This is a genomic window from Adlercreutzia sp. CNCM I-6207 (assembly GCF_977072305.1).
In genome coordinates this window covers 51628-73322 of record NZ_CDRVLZ010000005.1, presented here as the reverse complement: position 1 = coordinate 73322, position 21695 = coordinate 51628, and the positions used below count along the sequence as shown (strand labels likewise).

The 21695-nt window shown below is 64.5% G+C and carries 15 protein-coding genes; 9 read left to right on the top strand and 6 right to left on the bottom strand.

What is annotated here, in order from left to right; all coding sequences use genetic code 11:
* The first annotated feature begins 77 nt into the window (after window positions 1-77).
* Window positions 78-1562 (top strand): LuxR C-terminal-related transcriptional regulator, encoded by a 1485-nt coding sequence (locus ACW4QM_RS03940; protein ID WP_455798209.1) that lies wholly within the window; start codon window positions 78-80, stop codon window positions 1560-1562.
* A gap of 541 nt (window positions 1563-2103) precedes the next feature.
* On the opposite strand, the gene ACW4QM_RS03935 is transcribed toward ACW4QM_RS03940, so the two are convergent.
* From ACW4QM_RS03935 to ACW4QM_RS03925, 3 genes are read right to left on the bottom strand one after another with little or no spacing between them, the layout of a single operon-like run.
* Window positions 2104-2976 carry a dimethyl sulfoxide reductase anchor subunit family protein gene (locus tag ACW4QM_RS03935; protein ID WP_114539481.1) on the bottom strand — a complete coding sequence of 291 codons (873 nt, stop codon included), beginning with the start codon at window positions 2974-2976 and terminating at the stop codon, window positions 2104-2106.
* On the bottom strand, window positions 2976-3638 hold the full coding sequence (locus ACW4QM_RS03930; RefSeq protein ID WP_114539482.1) for a 4Fe-4S dicluster domain-containing protein: 663 nt from the start codon (window positions 3636-3638) through the stop codon (window positions 2976-2978). Before ACW4QM_RS03930 ends, ACW4QM_RS03935 begins: the two co-directional genes overlap by 1 nt.
* A gap of 6 nt (window positions 3639-3644) precedes the next feature.
* Complete coding sequence (locus ACW4QM_RS03925; RefSeq protein WP_114539483.1) at window positions 3645-6761, bottom strand: molybdopterin-containing oxidoreductase family protein; 3117 nt, start codon at window positions 6759-6761, stop codon at window positions 3645-3647.
* Between the two features lie 281 nt (window positions 6762-7042).
* Here ACW4QM_RS03925 and ACW4QM_RS03920 point away from each other — a divergent pair, with 281 nt between their 5' ends.
* The 8 genes from ACW4QM_RS03920 to ACW4QM_RS03885 all read left to right on the top strand — a co-directional run bounded on the left by ACW4QM_RS03920 (window position 7043) and on the right by ACW4QM_RS03885 (window position 16729).
* Complete coding sequence (locus ACW4QM_RS03920; protein WP_114539484.1) at window positions 7043-8599, top strand: helix-turn-helix transcriptional regulator; 1557 nt, start codon at window positions 7043-7045, stop codon at window positions 8597-8599.
* A 331-nt stretch (window positions 8600-8930) separates the two neighbouring features.
* Entirely contained in the window at window positions 8931-9803 is an 873-nt protein-coding gene (locus ACW4QM_RS03915) for a hypothetical protein (RefSeq protein WP_114539485.1), read from the top strand.
* Window positions 9804-9881: 78 nt separating this feature from the next.
* Complete coding sequence (locus ACW4QM_RS03910; protein WP_114539486.1) at window positions 9882-10622, top strand: TorD/DmsD family molecular chaperone; 741 nt, start codon at window positions 9882-9884, stop codon at window positions 10620-10622.
* Window positions 10623-10706: 84 nt separating this feature from the next.
* Complete coding sequence (locus tag ACW4QM_RS03905; protein ID WP_114539487.1) at window positions 10707-11360, top strand: 4Fe-4S dicluster domain-containing protein; 654 nt, start codon at window positions 10707-10709, stop codon at window positions 11358-11360.
* Window positions 11361-11374: 14 nt separating this feature from the next.
* Window positions 11375-12397: a 4Fe-4S binding protein gene (locus tag ACW4QM_RS03900; RefSeq protein WP_114539488.1), complete on the top strand. Its 1023-nt coding sequence runs from the start codon at window positions 11375-11377 to the stop codon at window positions 12395-12397.
* Between the two features lie 262 nt (window positions 12398-12659).
* A complete protein-coding gene (locus ACW4QM_RS03895; RefSeq protein ID WP_114539489.1) occupies window positions 12660-14588 on the top strand; it encodes a UvrD-helicase domain-containing protein in 1929 nt (642 codons plus the stop codon).
* A gap of 402 nt (window positions 14589-14990) precedes the next feature.
* Window positions 14991-15968 carry a MarR family transcriptional regulator gene (locus ACW4QM_RS03890; protein WP_455798208.1) on the top strand — a complete coding sequence of 326 codons (978 nt, stop codon included), beginning with the start codon at window positions 14991-14993 and terminating at the stop codon, window positions 15966-15968.
* Window positions 15956-16729 (top strand): hypothetical protein, encoded by a 774-nt coding sequence (locus ACW4QM_RS03885; protein WP_114539491.1) that lies wholly within the window; start codon window positions 15956-15958, stop codon window positions 16727-16729. Before ACW4QM_RS03890 ends, ACW4QM_RS03885 begins: the two co-directional genes overlap by 13 nt.
* Window positions 16730-16883: 154 nt before the next feature.
* Here ACW4QM_RS03885 and ACW4QM_RS03880 read toward each other — a convergent pair whose 3' ends face one another.
* The 3 genes from ACW4QM_RS03880 to ACW4QM_RS03870 all read right to left on the bottom strand — a co-directional run bounded on the left by ACW4QM_RS03880 (window position 16884) and on the right by ACW4QM_RS03870 (window position 21547).
* Window positions 16884-17795, bottom strand: a complete 912-nt coding sequence (locus tag ACW4QM_RS03880; protein WP_114539492.1) for a dimethyl sulfoxide reductase anchor subunit family protein — start codon at window positions 17793-17795, stop codon at window positions 16884-16886.
* 87 nt (window positions 17796-17882) lie between these two features.
* A complete protein-coding gene (locus ACW4QM_RS03875) occupies window positions 17883-18569 on the bottom strand; it encodes a 4Fe-4S dicluster domain-containing protein (protein ID WP_114539493.1) in 687 nt (228 codons plus the stop codon).
* Window positions 18569-21547: a molybdopterin-containing oxidoreductase family protein gene (locus ACW4QM_RS03870; protein WP_417190773.1), complete on the bottom strand. Its 2979-nt coding sequence runs from the start codon at window positions 21545-21547 to the stop codon at window positions 18569-18571. Before ACW4QM_RS03870 ends, ACW4QM_RS03875 begins: the two co-directional genes overlap by 1 nt.
* Window positions 21548-21695 lie beyond the last annotated feature (148 nt).

Here is a 21695-nt window from a genome sequence, read left to right as displayed (position 1 = left end):
ACTCTCTGTTTATCCCAAAACGCCCCCGAGAAAAACGTATGGGTGTAGGGAGAAAGCAAGAAAGATATAATGGCAGAATGAGCATGACAGCAGACAATACTACCCGTCCTCGGAAAAAGGGGCCCATCGCTATAGAGGGCGCTCGGATCGTGGGATTTGCGCTCCTCTTGGCATGGTTCAGCGCAAGCGGTTTTTTGGTCTCCTCCGCCACTGCAAACAGTGCGGACTTTCTTACCTTGGTAGCTTTCACCGCGCTGCTATTCATCGCAGCTTTCGTCGGTCGATCTCGCGACATCAGGCGACAGGCGACAATACTCTGTCCAGTTTTCAGCGCAGTAGCTGCAGTTGGAACTATTGCTCCTTCCTTCACTGCCGACAGCCCCATCATTAGTATAATCTGCTCCTTGCTCACCGCGCCCGGTCTTGCTTTTCTTGTTCTCGGTTGGGGTTCTCTCTTTAGCAAGCGAAGTATGCCTACGGTCATTCTGGAAACCATTGCAGCACAACTCCTCATGTCAGCCATTCATCTGACAGGATGCCTTCAGCCGCCGCATCTCGAAGCCGTTCTGCGCGGGATCTACCTTATCGGATCGGCTTTCATGTTCGCGATCGCAGCGAAAGCCACTCAACCAACCAAACTCTCCCATCTCCTGAGCGGACAGCACGACCACAGTCAATCGGCAACAAAATGGCAGCCGTTTGTTCGGTTCATTATCGCCATCAACCTTTGGGGCGCCGCAATCAATCTGCTCTACAACATTTATCGCTATTGCGCACCTCTCGACTTTGAAGATCTATCGGCCCCAGCCGCCTTAATCGAGATAGCATTGTTAGGACTTCTTCTCGTTGTAGCTAGTAGGCAAAGGGTGAAGGACACCCAGCTCTACACAATCATATTCGCCACCGTACTGCTCGCCTTTCTTTTGGTTCCAATTCTTGGCATACAAAATACGGCACCGTTCTATGCCCTGTTTCTTGGCTTCGCGGCATTGTCGGTACTCACCTGGACTCTTTCTGCTCAGATCTGCCAGGCCTATCAGCTCAGCTCAAATATGGTGTATGGTTGCGCAATAGGCTCGTTCCTCGGATTGCAAATTGTTATAGCCCGCGCCATTGCTCGAGATGCGTTCAGCGGAATCACCTCGTCCCCCATAGAGCTCAACACCCTCTGCCTGATCGGGGCATTCGCCTCCTTCGCTGCCTACCAACTCGTATTCAACCACCGCTCGGCCATATGGTCAGAGCCAAGTGAGACCATGCAGGAAGCCGCAACAGATCATTCAGCTGAAGGGGATGCTTGCGCAAACGCCGAAGCCGTAGCGGACCCGTTCGAACGGTGGGATGACTTTGCGGCCCTCTATCACCTTACGCCTCGCGAAAGCGAGGTGCTTCTCCTCTTCGCGCGAGGTAGGAGCTATGAGCGCATCCAAGAGACGCTTGTCATTGCACGAGGAACGGTCAACTACCATATGTCCAATGCTTATAGAAAAATCGGTATCTCGAGCCGGCAAGATCTGCTCGACCGCCTCGACGAAGCCGCCTGCTCGAACGAGAGAAAATGAAGCCATTACTTCACCGGTCTCTATGCAATATTGACCCTCAAGAGATCGCGCCCCCGACACCCAGCTTCGCCCATCTCCACCAACAACGTCCGGAGCATGCGGATCGGTGGCGTCTTTTGCTCGCGCCGCGGGCAATCAGCTCGTGAAACAGCCGCTACAGGATCGCCGTTAAGAGAGGGACCCGGCTCTAGGCCCTCGTCAGTTATAACTCCCTGCTCTCATGCGATAGCAAGGAGTTCCGCAAAACAGGAAAACGCAGAAAGCCCCCGGTGGGGGCGATTCGCGTTTGCAAGGGGTTTGGGGATGCGAACCGCGCCCATCGGGGGCTTTCGATATCGGGGCGAAGTAGGAGACCTGCGACCGCTCTTCCGTAGGGGCCGACCTTGGTCGGCCCTCCTCGACAAAGACAATCTTTCTCAGTCGGGAGGGGCGACCGAGGTCGCCCCCTACGGGGGAGGACCAGCATAAGTTTCCCAGTCGGGAGGGGCGACCGAGGTCGCCCCCTACGGGTGCCGACCGGGAGACCGGCCTCCCCCGTGCTCTAGAAGAACGGGTAGATGGACACGCCGGTCATGTAGAACACCGCGCGCAGGGCAAGCGCGCTCACGAGCACGCAGGCCGCGCCCACGGCGCCCCACACCTTCCAGTCGCCCTTGGCGCGCCCGGCCAGCGCGGAGCCCAAGCCGGCAACAGCGGCCACGATGGCCACGACCGCCCAGGCCAGCGATGCGCCGGAGAAGGGCGCCGTCGAGCCGTCGGGGGTGATGTCCATGGTCGGGCTCGTCGGGTCGAACCAGAACTCCACCGCCGTGTAGGAGCCGGCCGTGGCCTGCATGGCGATGAGGTAGGCCACCACGAGCACCACGTTCACGGCCTGACCGATGAGGTTCGCCTTCGCGTCGAGGTCGGACGACTCGTCGCGCACGGCGCAGATGAGCGCCATGGTGGCCGGGCCGAAGCCGCAGGCCGCACCGAGCAGTGAGGCGATCTGCAGAAGCGAGTTCCAGGCGGGCAGCGAGGCCATCATGTAGGAGTGGCCCATGACGATGACGAGAATCGCCGCCACGACGATGCCCACGATGGACAGCCACGTCGGCACCTTGGCCTCATCGCCGCCCCGGCGCAGGTACACGAAGTACACCACCATCACCACGGCGAGCACCACGATGGCGATGAGCTCCTGGGTGATGCCGCTGGTCATGTGGCCGAAGCCGTTGAAGATGCGCTCCCAGTGCTCCAGGTGGAAGAACACGGCGATACCGCCGACGACCAGAAGCACGGCCGAGGTGATGAGCGCCGGCATCTGGGCGCGGGCGCCCTTCCCGCGAAGCGCCCAGACGCACTGAGCCGCAAACAGGCCGGCTGCCCAGGCCAGAAGCGTGGTAAATAAGATAAGGGGCCATTGCAGTTCCATTATTCGCCGCCTTTCCATTCGCGGTCGCGCAGGATGTAGGCGAAGTGCGGGCCATTGCCCACGTCAGGCAGATGGTGCACGTCGGCATCGCCGTACTCCACAGCCAGCTCGCCCAGCGTCACGCGGTTGCCGGTATACAGGTTGTCGTAGGAGCGGTCGACGTCGTAGCCCACCGCCGGCGCCTCGAAGGTGTCGATGCCCTGCTCAAGATCGCCGAAGAAGCGGGCGCGGCCGCCGCACTGGATGACGCACTGAGGCAGGCCGCCCTGGGCGGTGATCTGCTCGCAGAGCGTGCACTTCTCGACGACGCGCTCCTCTTCGTTGAGATAGCGCACGCCGTAGGGGCAGGCCATGGCGCAGAACTGGCAGCCGATGCACTTCGATTTGTCAATCTGCACGGTGCCATCCTCGGTCACGTGCGATGCCTGAGTCGGGCATACCTTCACGCACTCCGGATTCTCGCAGTGCTGGCACTGCACGGGCAGGTAGTACATCTCCACGTCGTGGGCGCTCGTGGCGCCAGGTTTCAGGCTCGGGCCGATGCGGAGCACCTTGTTCCAGTAGCTGCCGATAGGCACGTTGTTCACGGCCTTGCACGCGACCATGCATGCGAGGCAGCCCACGCAACGGTTCAGGTCGGTGACGATAGCGTTCGTTGCCATAATGCCCTACGCCTCCTCTCGAATGTCGTAGTTGGGCAGCCATTCCTTCAGGCGCGGGTCGGAGGCATCGCAGATGATCTGGGTGCCGTCCTCCGGCGCGCAGGGGATGACCTTGCCGTCGGGGCAGTTCTCGGGCGTGGCCTTGTAGATCTTCACCGGCACGCCGCGCATGTGGTGCGAGCTGATATGGGTATCTTGCCCATAGGGATCCCAAATGCACTCGATGTTCGAGAGTGTGAATCCATGGGTCGGTGCCGGCAGCTCCGGGAACCACCAGGCGTGTTCGGCGTTGGCCCAGCCGGGCGCGATGCCGTGGTACAGATCGACGCACTGGCGTACCTTGCCCCACTCGGTCTCGATCCAGGCCCAGTCGCCCTGCTTGAGCCCCAGCTTCTCGGCGTCGGCGGGGTTCATCTCCAGGCGCGGCGCCGGCCACAGCTCGCGGCACCAGGGCAGCTGGCGATGCTCGGAATGGAAGTACACGGGAATGCGACGCCCGGTAGTGAGAATGATCGGGTACTCCTCCAGGTCAACCTGACCGCCGCCCGGACCGCTTGCCGGCTCGTCGAAGTGCGGCATCATCTCATGGAGCAGGTCGTAGCGACCCGGCTCGATCTCGTTAGCGCGGTCAACGCAGTAGTTCTCGAAGAGCAGCGGCCAAAACTCGACGAGGGCCGTCGGCGTGGGACAACCGAAGTTGTTGACCGGCTCGCCCTTCTCATCGCAGGTGAAAAGCTTGCCGGTACAAGCGTCCTTGCCCATGCGCATCCAACCGGTTTCAAAGCGACGGTAGGTGCCCCAGCGGTCGGGCTCGATCTCCTTGGCGTTGATCCAGCCGTTCTCCTGGAAATCCTGACGGAAGTCCTCCCAGTGCTCCCACTTCACCTTGGGGTTGGTCTTCGAATTGTTCTGGAACCAGTCTTCCAGGCGATCATCATGATGATAGGCGCCCGGCCCGTCGCCGGCGATGTTGGTCCAGGTACCGTTCGGGCTGCCGTGGCGTTCCATGGTTTCGAAAAGGAGACGGTTGATGTCGTAGTCGAACTTGGTGTCCGCCGGCGGCTCGATAGCGCGCTGGGTGAGTCCGATGCCGCCCGAGGCGCCCTGGGACACGCGGATGTTGTTCAGCTCGAGCCAATGCTGGCAGGGCAGGATGATGTCGGCCATCTCGGTGCCGGGGTGATGGAACATGTTGATGTCCACCCAGAAATCCAGCTTAGAGAGAGCCTCCCAAGCCAGGTTCGCGTTGGACATGTTCATGAACGAGCCGGACTCGTTGATGCCGCCCTTCAGCGGGTAGGGGTCTCCCTCGATGCAGGCGTTCCAGATGCGGGTGGCATCGGACCACTCGTTGTAGTAGGCCAGAAGCGGGAAGCGGTCGGCGCTGACCATGTTGCTCAAGGTCTCGATGCGGTCGGGCACGTTCATGGGATCCGGCTCGACACCCTCCACGGGGATGACGCCCAGCGAGATGAGCTGCGCCTTCACCTCTTGGGGCATGTTGGAGCCGGGAACGCCCGTGGCTTGCTCGTCGAGGGGCGAGCGTGTAAGACCGCGGTTGCCGGCAGGCCCGTCGAAGTTCCCGGTCATGTACATGAGGTGCAGGATGGCGCGCACCGACTGCGTGCAGTTGCCGATCTGGTCGGGGGCGAGCTGCAGGTGGATGCCACCGTTGCCGTAGGTCTGTCCCTCGGGACGGGTGGCCCACACCACGCAAGCCTCCTCTACGAGCGCCGGATCGAGGCCAGTGATCTCCGCGCACCACTCGGGGGTGCAGTCGGCCACGGATTCCTCGAGATAGGACCACACGGGACGAGCCGTGTGCTTGCTGCCGTCGGCCAGGGTCACCTCATGGGAGTCGTGCATGTCCAGATCGATACCGGCTTCCACCAGCTCGTTATAGGAGATGGGAGGCAGGTATCCCTCCTGGGAAGTGCCGGCGTACATGACCTCCATCTGATCGCGGGTGGGAGCCACGTGGTTGCAGCCCTCCCATTGGGTCGTGTCCACGTCCCACAGCACCAGGCCGCCCTGACCGCCATTGGCGTTCTTGTTCCAGGCATAGAACTTGCGGGGGCTGCCTCCCTCGACGACATCGCTCTCCTTCAGAAGGCGCGTCTTCAGCTTGGTACCCACCACATCGGCCGGGGGTGCTGGCGAATCGGCCGTCGAACCCGCCATGGGGGTGAACAGCTCATAGTAGCGGCCGCCCGTGGGTTCCATGTCTTCCACCACGAGGAAGGACGCATTCGACCAGCGCTTGACGAATTCCCAGTCCACAAGATCGTGCTTCAGGATAATGTGCTGCCAGCACAGGGCCAGCGCACCGTCGGTGCCGGGGCGCAGGTTCAGCCAGTAATCGGCCTCTTTGCCAGAGCCGGACAGACGCGGGTCGATGCAGATGTGCACATCGGCATTGTTCATCTGGTCGACCAAGTTACGGCAGCTGTCGTCGTAGTTCGAGTTCTCCGGCGCGGTACCCCACTGAACATAGACCCGCGGGCCGTCACGCAACGCCATCCACGGAGCGCCGTCCACCGAGGTGATGGAGCCCATGAGGCGGCGCGGCCCCTTGCAGATTTCCGAAGCCACATGGGCGTTGGGAGTATCGAACAGCCACTTGTAGAAACAGTAGGGGCCGTAAACCCACTGGCGAGACGTACCGCACATGTTGAATATGGACTGGCCGCCGTACTGATCGATGATCTCCGTGAACTTCTCACCGATGGTGTCCATGGCCTCGTCCCACGTGATGCGCACCCAGCCGGGGTCTTCGCCCTTGGGGTTCGTTCGCTTCAGCGGATGATAGATACGATCGGGATGGTAGGCCGCCTGAATGGACGCCTGGCCCTTGCCGCAGTGATTGCCCGACGATTGGAACGACGACTGGTCGCCCTCGCTTTTGATCGCACGACCGTTCTCCACGGTGACCCACACGCCGCACTCCATCTTGCCGCAACCGCGACAGCAGGTGCGGACGCGCTTGATCTCGCTTCCGCGGCTGGGCGCCTCGGCGTCCTCGGCCAGGGCGGCACCGGGCACCGCGCAGCCGACAACGGCCGTAGCAGCCGTGGCTGCGGTGAGCTTGGCGAAGGTGCGCCGGCTCAGATTGAGCTTGCCCATCTCTCCTCCTTTTCCTATTCTCCTCGGAGCCCCGCATCGAGGCTCTCAGCGCCCACATCTTGTCAAAAGAAGGCTAGTACCACATCATATATTTGCCATTATTTTTAAGTTTTCCCAGTTCATCGCCTTGCATATCATTTAAAAAGTGAGATGGGGCAATCTTGTTTCGCCGTATAATTTCTTTCGTCAACAGGGGTTCTCCTCATCGACCGACGAGGAGACCAGGGCGCGATCCGCTGTCTCGTCAGGGCCGCGTCACCCGCCGCGCCGAGGGGGGTCGCATGAATTTCTGCAATATCAAAGAGAACCTGCTCGCCTATCGTGCTGAAACAGGAGGGCACCCGCTAGGCCTCGATAGAGTATTCGGCTTCGCGCTCATTCGGGCCTGGGTGTACCTCATGTTCGTCGGCGCTGCCGCCAGCTTCATGACTTGGAGCGGCGAGGCGATCCGACCAGCGTTCTTTCTCGTTTCCGCGGGCGCTCTATGCATTGCGCTGTTCGGAAGCGCTCTCACCGGCGATCGTTTCGTGAAACTCATGCTGCATCCGACAGCCCGCGCCGCCGGACCAACGCTCACCGGCGTGGGCACTGTCCTTTTGGCCTCCTCGGGTGCCGAGGGCATGATAGGCGACGTCTGCGGAATCATAGGGGCGATAACCACGGGCCTCGGCTCCGGGATCATCGATTTGGGCTATGGCGAGCTGTACCGCAACGAACCACCAGGCCGTACCACCTTCGAAGTGCCCTTGGCCTTCTTTCTCGCCGCTGTTGCCTATTCCCTCACCGCTATGCTCCCGCCCGTCACCAGCTGCGTGCTCTGCGCTCTTTTGCCCGTGGTCTCTGGATGGATTCTCTTCGTGCAGCAGCACGCCTGGTCACGCAAGCGCCAACCAACCGTGCGCCCCATCGAGTTCGATCTGAAGTCCTTCGCCTGGCGCATCGGCTTGTGCGCCTGCCTGGTGGGCATTGCCGACGGCATGGTGCGCGCAGCGTTCCTTTCCTCGAACAATCTGAGCATCCATTTACTCTTGCAATGGCCGCTAGCCGGTGCTGGTCTCATCACCATGCTCATTGTCTACGGCGCCGCCCTTTTGGGCTCTGAGCAGAGCACCCGTACTATCTACAAGGCAGCCATCGTCGTCATGGCCTTCTTCTTCATGCTGTTGCCCATCTTCACCGGCGCCCAGGACATCGAGAGCGTGCTGGCTCTGACGGGTTACGGCACCTTTAATGTGCTCATATGGATGTTGCTAGCAGAAATATCTGCTAACTACCGATTGTCCTCCACCCGCGTATTCGGCATCGGTTGGGGCATGGTCACGCTCGGCGTGCTGCTCGGTGCCGTCGCGGGGGACGCTGTGGATCGGTTCGCCCCCTTCTCACCGCAGTTCCTGAGCTTCATCGCCCTTGTCGCCACCATGGCGGTGCTGCTGTCGTTTTTGTTCGTGTTCCGCGAGAGCGACCTCATCGCACTGACCGAAGAGCCGGAGGATCCGTCGAGCGAGAATTTTTCGGGAACCGTGACGCAAGTCGACAGGGCTTCTTCAAAGAATGCTGCCGCCGAGCTACAAGCACCAAAATCGTCAACGCCGCTAGCAACGCCGCGCCCGCGCTTCCAGGACCGCTGCCTGGAAGTGGCCGCCGCCTTCGAGCTGTCGCCCAAGGAGACCGAGGTGATGATCCTCTTCGCCAAGGGCCGCTCGGCCGCCCGCATTCAAGAGGAGCTGTTTATCTCGAAGGGGACCGTGAGCACCCATTTGCGCCACATCTACCAGAAGATGGACGTCCATTCCAAACAGGAAATGCTCGACGTCATCGAAGGCGTCACGAGGGAGTAGGGCCGCATCCGGTCGGGGTTCTCCCGGCATCCATGGACTTCCCGACATTTTCCCTGGTCGGGCTGCGGATACTCTGGCAAAAAGCCGTGTCGGGCTGCGGACTCGAAGCAAAAACCCGCAGCCCAGTACGGCTTTTTGCCAGGCAGACTGATGACGCAGGGGAATTTCCCCCTTGACGGATTCGATGGGCCTCGGCTACTATGCGCTGTGGGGATACCGCCCGAATTCTCGGACGGACAATGTTTGCAAAAGTCGAACCTCGGGGGCGAGGTTCATCTCTCGCTGCGTGCGAGAGGGAAGACTGCAAGCATTTGTTCAAAGGGCGGATGACATGAAAGACACTTCCTCGTTCCTCGATCTCGCATTAGACGATTCCATGGGTTTCGACCCCCTCGGCGCCTTCGACGACGATGTCGAAGAAGATGCTGAGGAGGTAACCGGGGGCTATCTGGGCACCCCCCACACCGACGTCCCGGCGCCCGTCGTGGATACGCGCCCGGCCCCCGAGCGCATCGCCGACCTGTTCAGCGCTATGGCGCCGCGCCGTCGCACGCTGCTCGGCATGATCACGTTCTGCGCCGCGCCGCAGACCACCGACGCCCTGGATGCCGAGGTGGATCGCCTGCAGACAGACAACTTCTCCGTGTACTCCCCCGCTTCGCTCGCGAACTTGCTCGAGCGCGCCGGGGCCCTCGCCCGCGTGACCGCCGACGGCGAGCCATACCCCGAGGGCGACCCGGAGCCGGTGCTCGTGGAAGTCGACGGCGTGTCCTACTACGAGGCCGGCGAGGCGCCGGAGGTCTGCTGGCTTGCCACTGAGGACGGCGCGGCGTACGCCGAGGCCGACAAGCCCCTCGACCGCCTGACCAACCTGCTTGCCGAGGACGCGAAGTACGCCACGATCTACGAGCGCATTCTCGGCCTTACCGCCCAGGATGCCGGCGCTTCGATGCCGACCATCAACGAGGCCGTGGACAACGACGAGCTGCTGAAGAGCCCCCGTCTGTACGCGCCCCACTTCATCGACAAGCTGGAGAAATGCGATGCCGTGGAATGGCGCGACAAGAGCTGGCGCATTACCGAAGTCGGCCGCGCGGGACAGCGCATCGTGGCCGACCTCGTAGCGGCCCAGGCCGCGCCCGAGCCCGAGGCGCAGGCCGATAAGGGTGCCGAGACCGGCGAGACCACCGCGGACGCCCAGTAGCGCGGCGCCTTCCACCGCTTCCCTTCCGGTAACCAGAGGGCGGTCGAGTACGCCCCTTCGAGAACAGAGGAGATTCCCATGACCGAAACCGACACCATAGCCACTGCCGCCGCAGCAACCCCCGCGACCGAGGAGGCCACCGACCTGGCCGCCCTGGCCGAGCTCACCGCCCAGCGCTCCGCGGTGTACCGCCTGCTCGCCCGCCTCTACCGCGTGGAAGTGGACGAGGAGTTCCTGGCCGAGTTGAAGACCATGCGCTTCCCGGCCGCCACGGGCAACACCGCCGTGGACACCGGCTACCGCACCATCGCCACCTACCTGTCCGGGGCCGACGCCCACGCCATTACCGACCTGGCCGTCGATTACGTGCGGGCCTTCATCGGCCACGGCATCGACGCCTATTCCGCCGCCTACCCCTTCGAGTCGGTGTACACCAGCCCCAAGCGCCTCATGATGCAGGAGGCCCGCGATGAGGTGCTGGCCGTGTACCGCAGCGAGGGCCTCGACAAGCTGCCCACCTGGAAGGAGGCCGAGGACCACATCGCCTTGGAGCTGGAGTTCATGGCGGCCCTCGGCGACCGCATCGTGGCGGCGGCCGAGGCCGACGACGAGGCCGAGGTGGAGCGCCTGCTGGCCACCCAGCGCAACTTCCTGGCCGATCACCTGTCCAGCTGGGTGCCGCTCATGACCGCCGATCTGCGACGCTTCGCGCAGTGCGGCCTCTACCAGGGCCTCGCGAGTCTCACCGACGGCTTTCTGCAGGTGGAAGAGGAGTTCTTCGACGAGATTTTCGAGGATGGGGACGAGGACGGCGAATAAGCCCCATCACGGGGAAGGGCCCTGGGTCCTTCCCGCCAACTGCGTACTGCAACCCAAGGGCGAATGAGAGAGGAAGAGAAGACCATGGCTGAGAACGACGAGAAGGCCGCCGAGGCCGCCCCGAAGAAGGACGGGCGGCCGGTCATCACGCGCCGGGCGCTCTGCGTGGGGCTCGGCGGCACGGCGGCGCTGGTAGGGCTGGGGGCTGTGCGCTACGCCGGCAGCGCTCCGCTGGTGCGCCCGCCCGGAGGCCAGGACGAGGACGCCCTCGTGTCGGCGTGCATCCGCTGCGAGAAGTGCTACGAGGTGTGCCCCCGCGGCGTCATCGCCCCGGCGCACTTGGAGGACGGTCTGCTGAACATGCGCACCCCCGTCATGGATTTCAGCGCGAACTGGTGCGACTGGTGCACTGAGGAGAACGGCGGCGAGCCCTTGTGCGTGGCGTCGTGCCCCACCGAGGCGCTGAAACCGGGAAGCACCCCCGAGACCGGCGTGCTGGGCCTGGCCGAGCTGAACCAGGACCTGTGTCTGGCCTACCGCCTCATCGGCTGCCGCTTCTGCTACGACGCCTGCGAGTACGAGGCCATGGCGCTGGACGAGAACAACCGCCCCTACGTGCTGAACGACGCGTGCAACGGCTGCGGCGCCTGCGAGAGCGTGTGCGTCTCGTTGCAGAACGGCTCCATTTCCGCCGGGGCCACCGAGCGCGCCATCGTCGTCCGTCCCCTCGAAGCCTAAAGGAGGCCAGCGCTGTGAATACCAAGCGACTCCGCACTATCATTCCCCTCGCGGTCATCGCCGTGGTGGCCGTGGGATTCGCCACCCACGTGGGCGTGGGCACCCTGTCGGCCATCGGCTGGCAGGACATCTCGCTGCTCTGCCCCCTGGGGGCGCTTATGACCATGATCGCCACCAAGACCATGATTCCCCGGGCGGTCATTTCGGTGGTCATCGCCATCGCCCTCATCCTGCTGTTCGCCCGGGCCTTCTGCGGTTGGGTGTGCCCCGTGCCCGTGGTGTCGAAGATCCGCGGCATCTTCTCGAAGAAGACCTCAAACACCGACATGACCGGCACCGGCGTGCTGCCCGCCAGCGAGAACCCGCTGGTGAAGGCCGCCGTGGCCGACGGCGCCGGGGCGGGGACCGAAGCCGCGGCCGAGCCCGCGCCGCTTTCCGCCGACGAGCAGGCGGCCTTGAAGGGTTGCGGCTCGAAGGCCGGTTGCTCCTCCTGCGCCGAGAAGCGGGCCGCGCTGGACTCGCGCCACGTCATCCTCGGCGGCTCGCTGCTGTCGGCGGCCGTGTTCGGGTTCCCCGTGTTCTGCCTCATCTGCCCCATCGGCCTCACCTTCGCCACCATCGTGCTGGTCATGCGCCTGTTCGCCTTCGGCGACGTGGCCTGGGGCGTTATCCTCGTGCCGGCGCTGCTTTTGGCCGAGGTGGTGTTCTTCCGCAAGTGGTGCAGCACCTTCTGCCCCATCAGCGCCCTCATGAGCCTCATCGGCAAGGCGAACCGTACTTTCGTGCCACAGGTGAACGACGCGAAGTGCCGCGAGACCGTGGAGGGCGCCTCCTGCGAGGTGTGCGCCGCCGTGTGCCCCCAGGGCATCAACGTGCGCCATCCCGAGGCCGGTATGAGCTTCAGCGAGTGCACCAAGTGCCGCGCCTGCGTGGAGGCCTGCCCCACCCAGGCCATCAAGATGCCCTTCCTGCCCCAGAAGGTGCAGGGCGCATCCACCGTGGTCGTGGAGGACGAGGACGCGGTGACGGCTTCGTAGAACCCGCGCGGATCGGGCGTTGCGACCGGGAACGCGCCCGGGCCGCAGGGCCCAGGGCCGCCCGGGCAAGGGAGGCGGAAGGCGCCGCCCCCCTTGCCCCGAGCCGTAGGGAAAGGGCTCTGCCCTTGCCGCCGACAAAGGCAACCCACGGGAAAGACCGTTTCAGCGGTCTTTCCCCGGCAGGGAGTATTCGGTACTCTTTGCCGGGGAAAGACACGACGGGCGCGGGGGCTTCTCCGCGCCGACGGAAGAGAGGAAGGCTATGGCTATCGAACTGACCCCGACCCCCGAAGCCGTGCTGGTGGAGGGCGCCGTCGGTTGCGGGAAGACCACGCGCCTGGTGGAACGGGCGGCGGCGCTGCTGGAAGGCGGCGCGGCCCCGAGCGATCTGCTGGTGTTGGCGGCCACGCCCGATGCGGCCCGCATGCTGGCGGCGCGTCTGGAGGCGGCCTGCGGCGCGGCCGTGGAAGCGACCTGCGTGCGCGAAGTGGCCCTGGGGCTGCTTGCCACCGAGGGAGGCCGCGCGTTCAGCGACCGGGCCGGGCGCCTCGTCACCCCGGTGGAGATGGGTTTCATCATGGAGGACATGAAGACCTGCGGCCTGAAGAACCGCCGCCTCAAGGAGATGCTGAAGTTCTTCTACCGCAGCTGGACCGAGCTGGTGGAGGACGCCGACGGCAACGCCGACTGGCTGCTGGCCGGCGAGGAGGCCGACGTGCACGGGCTGCTGAAGGGCATCCTCGATTTCACCGGCGGCATTCTGGAACCGGAGCTGTCCGCCCTGGCCGTGCGCTACCTGCTGGCCGACGGCGAGGCGCTGGCCGGCGCCCAGCGGGCCCACGTGCTCGTGGACGACTACCAGATGCTCTCCCGCGCCTCCCAACATGTGGCGAACCTGCTGGCCCGCGACTCCATCGCCGTGGCCGCCGATCCCGCGGCCGTGGTGGAGGTCTTCGATTCCTACCCCTATGGTGAGGGCGTGGGCGAGTTCACCCAGGCCAACGCCGATTGCGAGCGCATCGTGCTGACCGAGAGCCATGCCTGCGGGGCCGCCGCCCACGCGGCGAGCCGCCTGCGCGAGGACGCGGCCCCCGGTGCCCCGGAGATCACCGGGGTCGGCGACGCCCCGGCGACGGACTCCTTCACTGCCCGGGAGAGCGCCGACCCCGCCGCCGAGGTGGCCGCCGTGGCCGAGGCCGTGGAAGCGGCCCTGGGTGCGGGCTGCGCCCCCGAGGACGTGTACGTGCTCACCTTCCATCCCGCCTGGATGCGCCAGGTCCTGCGGGCCCTGGCCGCGCGGGACATTGCCGCCGCCGCGCCCGTGGAGGGACGGCTTTCCGTGGGCGACTACCGCGACCTTGACCGCTGCGCCCCGGCGCGGCTGCTGGCGGCCCTGGACCTGGCAGCCGACCCCGCCAACGCTCTGGCCTGGCGCTCCTGGTGCGGCTTCGGCGACTATCTGGCCAACAGCGCCGCCTTCGCCGATATGCGGGCCGGGGCCGCCGCCGAGGGCGCGGGCCTCGTGGCGCTGCTGGAGGAGGCGTCGGCCGCCGCGCCCGCCGAGGGCTTCCCGAACACGGGCATCGGCCGCATCGTGGACGCCTACCGCGCCGGGCGCGAGCTCGTCGCCTCGGTGCAGGGCCTGGAAGGTGACGGGCTGCTGGACGCCCTCGCGGCCGGCCTCGGCCTGGAAGGCGACGGGGCGGCGCGGGCGCGGGCCCTCGTCGGTGCCCTCACGGCCCCGGCCCCCGGCGAGGAGGGCGGCACCGATGCCGCGACCCTGAGCCGCCGGGCGCGGCGGGCCCTGGGCGGCGCGGCCTTCGGCGACACCGCGGGCCGGGTGCTCGTGGGCGCCCCCGAGCACCTCGTCGGCCGCTCGCCGGCCGTGCTCGTGCTGGCCGGCTTCGTGAACGGCTTCTTCCCCAGCCGCGACTACTTCGACGCCACGGTCATGACCCCGGACAAGCAGAAGCTCGCCCGGGCCACCGACATCCGCCGCCTCTACGCCGCCGCGGGCAAGCCCACCGAGCGCCTCGTCGCCAGCTGGTTCACCTCCATCGACCTGGTGGGGGCCGAACAGCTCAAGCTGGAGATCGGCCGCGTGCGCCTGCGCCGCGGCGAGCGCATCGCCACCACGAGCCCGAGCATCTACTTGAAGGAGATCGAGCCCACCGAAGACCAATCCGCGTAAGCGACGCGGCCGCCCCGCCTTCCCCCTCCCGCTGCGTCTTTCCCACGCGGCCTGGGGCGGCCGCCCTCGCCGTCACACGTCGGTCCCGGCACTCATTCGCCCGCCGGGACCGGCACCCGCACCATCCGGGACGCCCCCGCCGCGAAGTGAGACACCCTACCGGATAACGCGTCTCACTTCGCCGGATGCGGAGCCCACTTTTCCAAAGCCAGTGGGACACCTTACCCGGTAGGGTGTCCCATCCGCCAGAAAGCCCCCGCTGGGAGAGATTCGCGTTGCAAGGGATTTGGGGAACGCGAGCCTCTCCCACCGGGGGCTTTTGCGTGGTGCCGCGCTTGCGCTCCCATCTTCTCTCATATAAACTGATACTCAAAATTTTTAATTGCTACAAAAGGGTATCATATGGAAGAAAGTGATCTCATCAATCAGTTGAGAGACATCGTCGGAAACGAGGCCATCGCCCCTGACGTGGATTTTGACCATGCCGCCCTGCGCGACAAGCTACCTCTCGCCACGTGCGCGCTTTTCTCGTTCGATTCGGTTCTGCTCTTCGGAAATCGCACGCTGTTCGTCCGCGCTACCGCTTCCATCAAACCTGAGATCCTCCTCTCTCAGAGCGAGCTTATATCGTCGGCACTTCAGGCACCTGTGGTGTGCCATCTCGACACCATAACTCCCTACCTGAGAAAACGCCTCATTGCAGCTCGTGCGCCGTTCCTAACGCAGGCGGGAGAGTTCTACCTTCCCGGACTGCTTCGCACGATACCATCGCCCGCGACAAAGCCGCGCCCCCTCGACACTGAGCTGACCGCCATGGGGAAAACCGCGTTCCTGCACTTTCTCTACTACGGGGGAACCCCCTCGACCATCAAGGACGTGTGCGCTCGCACCGGCCTATCGCGAGGGGGAGCCCAGCGGGCCTGCGAGGAACTTCTCCGCCACGGGCTGCTGCAGCGAAGGACAGGAGGCCCCACCAACCGCACCGCCTACTACACCGTCGCCGACCCTGCCGCATACTTTGAAAAAGGCTGGCGGCTCTTTGGCCGAACTGTCAAGAAGACACTGTCTTTGCCCCGCGACGCCGTTCCAGAGGATGCGTTCCGAAGCGGCCTTTCCGCCCTCGCCGCTCGCACTCTTCTCATGGCACCGCAGACGTCTGTTTTTGCGATAGGCCCCAAACAAGCCGCGAATCTCACGCCCTTAGCCGTCGAAGAGGGCGATCCAGCAGTTATAATCCAAGTCCTTGCCTTTGATCCAGCTCCCTTCGCCCAAGACGAAGCCGTTGACCCCTTCACCATGCTGAAGACCATCGACCGCCGCGACGAACGCATTGACATGGCGGTAGACGAAATCAAGGAGGCCGAAGGATGGCCCATCTAGAAGACGCCATTCCCGGCTTGGCAGAGTTCACGCGCTGGTTCGCCGAAGATGCGACGCGCTACGTTGTTATCGGCGGTGTGGCGCGGGAGATGATCTACCGCGAAGCGGGGCTCTGGGAAGAATCGGGCACCAAGGACTTCGATATGGTGCTCATCGCGGAGGCGCTCGATGCCCCATTCGTCGCGAAATTCATCCAGTTCGTTCGGGAAGCCCACTACACCCACGTCACCAAGAGCGGGGATGCGCAGATGTTCCGCTTCTGCCGTCCGGCGAGTTCAGCTTACCCCCATCAGATAGAACTGCTCAGTCGCCGACCCGACTACCTGGAAGGCATCGAGGCCCGTATCGGAAAGGTTCCCGTAGAAAACGCCGCCTACAGTCTGTCCGCCATTTTGCTGGATGAGGCCTACTACGGGCTTCTCGCCTCGAAGGAGGCCGTCACGCACCGCTACGGCTTCCCCACCCTTTCCCACGAGTATTTGCCCCTCTTCAAAATGAAGGCGTATCTCAATCTTCGAGAAGCCCGAGCCAACGGAGAACCCGTACGTTCGGGGGAAATCGGAAAGCACCGACGCGATATCTTCCGCCTGTGCTCGCTTTTGCCACCGACAATTCGTGTGGAGTTACCAGGGGCATTGCGAACGGATGTGAAGGAGTTCGTGGAGATCGTCGAATGTCCCCCGCATTTCATGAAGGACATCGGCCTGGCTGCCTATGCCCCAGAAGAAGTGAAGGAAATTATCATCCGCACATATCTGTAGGTGTCATCTCAATCTTCATCGGCTATTCCATGCATCCGTAAGAGGCAGAAAGCCCCCGGTGGGGGCGGTTCGCGTTTGCAAGGGGTTTGGGGATGCGAACCCGCCCTCATCGGGGGCTTTCGTTGTCTCAGGATGGCCCTGAGAAAAATCGAGCCTAGTACAGCATGAACACGCTGGCGCCCAGCTCGTAGAAGACGACGCGCATGCAGATGGCGCCGATGACGGCGGCGATCACGGCCACGGCCATCCACAGCTCGGCCCGGGAGGCCACGGCGGTGCCGTCGGCGGCCGGGGTGGCACCGGAGCGCTTCTCCAGCAGGGCCGCGATGAGGGGCACCACGGCGCCCACCAGGATGACGCCGATCCACATGAGCGGCGCCAGCTCACCGGTGAACACATTGCCCACGGCCGTCACGTCCACCAAAGGCGCGGTGGGCATGGTGGGGTCGGAATAGTAGCCCACCGTAGTGAACGAGCCCTCCAAAAACTGGAGCGTCACGGCATAGACGATGGTGGTCACCGCGTTCACGGCCGCGCCGATCAGGGCCACCGTGGCCGCCAGCCGCACCGGCTCCTTCACGATGGCGCACACGAGGGCCACCGTGGCCGGCCCCAGCACACAGGCGTTGCCGAGCACGTAGAAGATCCACAGCACCGAGTCCCACGCGGGACGGGCGCTCATCATGTAGGAGTGGGCCATCACCACCACGAGCACGGCCGCCAGCGCGATGGAGAGCACAGCCAGCCACGCCGGCACCTTCCCCTCGTCGCGGCGCAGGTACACCAGGTACACGATGGCCGCCACGGCCAGCACCACGATGGCGATGAGCTCCTGGGTGATGCCGCTGGTCAAATGTCCGAAGCCGTTGAAGATGCGTTCGAAGTGCTCCAGATGGAAGAACACCGCGATGCCGCCGGCCGCCAGCAGCACGGCCGCGGTGATCCAGCAGGACAGCTGGGCCTTGGGGGCCTCACCGCGCAGGGCCAGCACTGCCTGGGTGCCGAACACGCCGGCCGACCAGGCCACCAGGGTAGTGAACAGAATCAAAGGCCATTGCAGTTCCATAATCAAAATCCTCTCTCCTAGGTTCCCCCGGAAAATCGGCAGAAGAGCAGGGCGCCCTGGGAGGCAAGACGCCCTGCCGAAGCGATGCTACTCGCCGCCCTGCCAGGTCTCGCGGCGCAGGATGTACACGAAGCTGGGCTTGTTGCCCACGTCGGGCAGATGGTGGATCTCGGCATCGGTGTAGGGCTTCACCGGGTATTCCGGGCCCTCGCCGGTGCACTCGCCCAGGGTCACCCGAGCCGCCGCGCAGCCATCGTAGGACTTGTCGCCGCTTTTCACCGGCGCCCCCGGGGCCACGAAGCTCTCGAGCCCCTGCTCCAAATCGCCGAAGAACCGCGCCCGGCCGCCGCACTGGGCCACGCACTGGGGCAGCTCGTCCTGGGCGATCTTCTGCTCGCACAGGGTGCACTTCTCCACCACACGTTCGGTCTCGTTCAGGTAGCGCACACCGTAGGGGCAGCTCATGGCGCAGAACTGGCAGCCGATGCACTTCTCCTTGTCCACCTGCACCGTGCCGTCGGCCAGCTTATGGGAGGCGCCCGTGGGGCACACCTTCACGCATTCCGGATCTTCGCAGTGCTGGCACTGCATGGTGAGGAAGTACGTGTACACGTCGGGCCACTGGCCGCCTTCCTGGCGCGGGTTCGGGCCGATGCGCAGCACCTTGTTCCAGTAGGAGCCCACCGGCACGTCGTTGGTTACCTTGCACGAGATGGAACAGGCCAAACAGCCCACGCACTTGTTCACATCCGTGAGAATCGCGTACTGGGTCATTATGCCTCACCCCTTTCGGAAGCGTAGTCGGGCAGCCACTCCTTCAGGCGCGGGTCGTCGCAGGTATGGATGATCTCCGTGCCGTCGTCGCCGCAGGGCACGGGGTTGCCGAAGGGCGAGTTCTCGGGCGTGGCCTTGTACACCTTCACGCCGTAGGCGCGCAAGTTGGACGAGCCGCAGATGCGGTCCTGGGCATGGCGGTCGATGAGGCAGTTCACGCCGGACAGCATGAAGCCATGGTCGGGCTGCTTCAGCTCCGGGTACCACCACTGGTGCTCGGCGTTCACCACGCCGGGCTCGATGCCGTAGTACAGGTCCACCACTTCGCGGATCTTGTGCTGGTCGGTCTCGATCCACACCCAGTCGCCCTGGGTCACGCCGATGCGCTCGGCGTCCACCGGGTTCATCTCCAGGCGCGGCACGGGCCACAGCTCGCGGCACCAGGGCAGCTGCCGGTGCTCGGAATGGAAGTAGGTGCCCTGGCGGCGTCCCGTGGTCATGAGGAAGGAGTTCTCGTCGGCGAACAGGTCGGGGTCGGCCACCGGCCCGTGAGGCGCCTCCACGAACAGGGGAAACATCTCCTTGTCGGAGAACTGCTCGGTGTCGGAGTAGGGCAAATTCGGGCGCACGCCGTCATTGCCGGCGCCGTTCACAAGCCACGACTCCAAAAGCAGCGACCAGATCTCCTGCTTGTGGGTGGTGGTGTTCCAGCCCTGGTGCTGGGCCTCGGGGGGCAGCGGCGGGAAGTCGCCGTTCACGGCGTTGGTGCCCACCTGGTAGCGACGGTAGGTGCCCCAGGCCTCGGGCTTCTCGACCTTGGAATCGAACCAGCCGTTCTTCTGGAACTCCGCTTTGTAATCGTCCCAATCGGGAATGCGGAAGCCGGCCAGGCCCACCTCGTTGCAGTGCTTCACGGCCTCGTCGCCGGTGAACCACTTCGCGCCGTGCTTGGCCTCGTCGAAGTAGGGCACGCCGGCGGCCTGGTACAGGCCCACGACGATCTCCAAGTCGTTTTTGGCCTCGCCGGGCGGGTCGATGGCCTTCACCGTGGCGCCGAAGGCGCCGGAAGAGCCCTGGGACTTGCGGATGCAGTCCAGCTCCATCCAGTGGGCGGCGGGCATGGCGATGTCGGCGATCATGTCCACGCAGGGGGTGTGCCACAGATCGATGGAGCACCAGAAATCGAGCTTCTTCAGCTGCTCGGCGGCGTTGATGGAGTTCGACTGGTTCATGAAGTCGCCGGTCTGGCCGATGCCGCAGGTGACGTTGTAGGGGGTGCCGGTCTCGATGGCGTCGTAGATGCTCGTGGCGTCGGCCCAACCGGGGCCGTGATCCGACCCGATCATGGGAAACTCGATGGAGCCCAGGATCTTGCTGGAATCGTAGGGCGGGATTTCCGGGGAATCGGGATTGCACATGCCCAGGTCGAAGAAGGGCCAGCCGGGGGTGGAGCCGCGCATGCCGCCGGGAATATCCATGTTGCCGGTAATGCCGCACACGAGGTCGCAGGCGCGCTGGTTCTGCACGGAGTTGCAGGCATGCTCGGGGGCCAGCATGTACTGGATGCCGCCGTTGCCGTAGCCCGTGGAGGGGTCCACGCGCGTGGCATAGGTGATGGCCGCTTCCTTCAGCACCTCCGGGTCAACGCCGGTGATCTCGCTGGCCTTCTCCGGGGTGTAGTCGGCGAGGAAGTCGATGTAGTGCTCCCACACCGTGCGCACGTGCACCTTGGTGCCGTCCTTGAGCGTCACCTCGCGGCCGCCCTCTTCCGTGTGCAGCGCCGGCCAGAGACCGTCAGGGAAGGGCACGTAGTCCAGCACGAAGCCCTGGGTCTGACCCGTGGCGTCCAGGCCGGGCTGATTCGCCTCGCGACCTTCCGTGGCCGGCTTCCAGTCCTCCCCTTCCCAGCCGGGGTTGGCAGCCGTGGCGTCGTACCAGGACAGCTCGCCGTTCTTCTCGTTGATGACCATGAAGCGGCCGTCGGAGCCGCCCTCTTTCAGGTCGGATTCCTTCAGAATGCGCGTGACGATGTTCGCCGACTGCTGGGCGGAGCTCGTGGGCGTGGGCTTGAAGCTCTCCTCCTGCACCACCAGCATGGGAGCGTTCATCCACTTGCGCACGTACAGATCGTCGTACAGCTCGTTCTCGATGATGACCTGGGCCCAGCAGTTGGCCACGGCGCCGTCGGTGCCGGGTCGCAGGTTCACCCAGATGTCCGCCTCCTTGCCGAGGTTCGTCTGGCGCGGGTCCACGATGATGTGCTTGTCGGCGCGGGTGGCCACGTCCACCGTGGTACGGCAGCTGTCGTCGTAGTTGGAGAGCTCGGAAGCGCCGCCCCACTGCACGAACACGCGCGGGCGGCCCACCACTTCCATCCAGCTGTAGGCGTTGGAGGCGTCGATGGCCGTGGCGTAGAAGCGCGGCCCCTTGCAAATCTCGTTGGCCTGAATGCCGTTGGGGCTGCCGAACAGCTGCTTGAAGGCGCCGTAGGGGGCCATGGACCAAATACGCGACGTGCCGCCCATAAAGATGCAGGTTTCCTTGCCGTACTTGTCCTGGTTGGCATGGATGGCGTCCACCGTGGTCTTGTAGGCCTCGTCCCAGCTGATGCGCTGCCACTGGGGGTCTTCGCCCTTCGGGGTGGTGCGCTTCAGCGGATAGCGGAGCCGGTCGGGGTGGTAGGCCGCCTGCAGTGACGCCTGGCCCTTGGCGCAGTGGTTGCCCGCCGACTGGAAGGCGCTCTCGTCGCCCTCGCTCTTGATGACGCGACCGTCCTGCACCGTCACCCACACACCGCATTCCATCTTGCCGCAGCCGCGGCAGGCGGAACGGATGCGCTTGACCTCGTTGCCCTTCTCGGGGCCGGCGTCGGTCTCGGCGAGGGCCGTGCCGGTCGCGCCGGCGCCCAGGCCCGCGGCCGCCGCCGTGGCCGCCGCCACTTTCGCGAAGGTGCGGCGCGTCATGGTCAATGAAGCCATGGTTCTCCTCCTCTCGAATGAGTCTGACCCTTCATCAGACACTGCACGACCCTACCGCGCCCGCCCCGGCCGCACCATCGGGCTGGGAGCGCGTTTTTGGCGAAAATGCAACAAATGAGAAAATCATGCTGGTAGCACGATAGGTTTG

Coding starts and splice junctions, on each gene's coding strand:
- ACW4QM_RS03935 (WP_114539481.1), bottom strand. CDS start 2,976: ATGGAACTGCAATGGCCCCTTATCTTATTTACCACGCTTCTGGCCTGG.
- ACW4QM_RS03920 (WP_114539484.1), top strand. CDS start 7,043: ATGAATTTCTGCAATATCAAAGAGAACCTGCTCGCCTATCGTGCTGAA.
- ACW4QM_RS03910 (WP_114539486.1), top strand. CDS start 9,882: ATGACCGAAACCGACACCATAGCCACTGCCGCCGCAGCAACCCCCGCG.
- ACW4QM_RS03915 (WP_114539485.1), top strand. CDS start 8,931: ATGAAAGACACTTCCTCGTTCCTCGATCTCGCATTAGACGATTCCATG.
- ACW4QM_RS03905 (WP_114539487.1), top strand. CDS start 10,707: ATGGCTGAGAACGACGAGAAGGCCGCCGAGGCCGCCCCGAAGAAGGAC.
- ACW4QM_RS03895 (WP_114539489.1), top strand. CDS start 12,660: ATGGCTATCGAACTGACCCCGACCCCCGAAGCCGTGCTGGTGGAGGGC.
- ACW4QM_RS03940 (WP_455798209.1), top strand. CDS start 78: ATGAGCATGACAGCAGACAATACTACCCGTCCTCGGAAAAAGGGGCCC.
- ACW4QM_RS03885 (WP_114539491.1), top strand. CDS start 15,956: ATGGCCCATCTAGAAGACGCCATTCCCGGCTTGGCAGAGTTCACGCGC.
- ACW4QM_RS03930 (WP_114539482.1), bottom strand. CDS start 3,638: ATGGCAACGAACGCTATCGTCACCGACCTGAACCGTTGCGTGGGCTGC.
- ACW4QM_RS03870 (WP_417190773.1), bottom strand. CDS start 21,547: ATGGCTTCATTGACCATGACGCGCCGCACCTTCGCGAAAGTGGCGGCG.
- ACW4QM_RS03890 (WP_455798208.1), top strand. CDS start 14,991: ATGGAAGAAAGTGATCTCATCAATCAGTTGAGAGACATCGTCGGAAAC.
- ACW4QM_RS03880 (WP_114539492.1), bottom strand. CDS start 17,795: ATGGAACTGCAATGGCCTTTGATTCTGTTCACTACCCTGGTGGCCTGG.
- ACW4QM_RS03875 (WP_114539493.1), bottom strand. CDS start 18,569: ATGACCCAGTACGCGATTCTCACGGATGTGAACAAGTGCGTGGGCTGT.
- ACW4QM_RS03925 (WP_114539483.1), bottom strand. CDS start 6,761: ATGGGCAAGCTCAATCTGAGCCGGCGCACCTTCGCCAAGCTCACCGCA.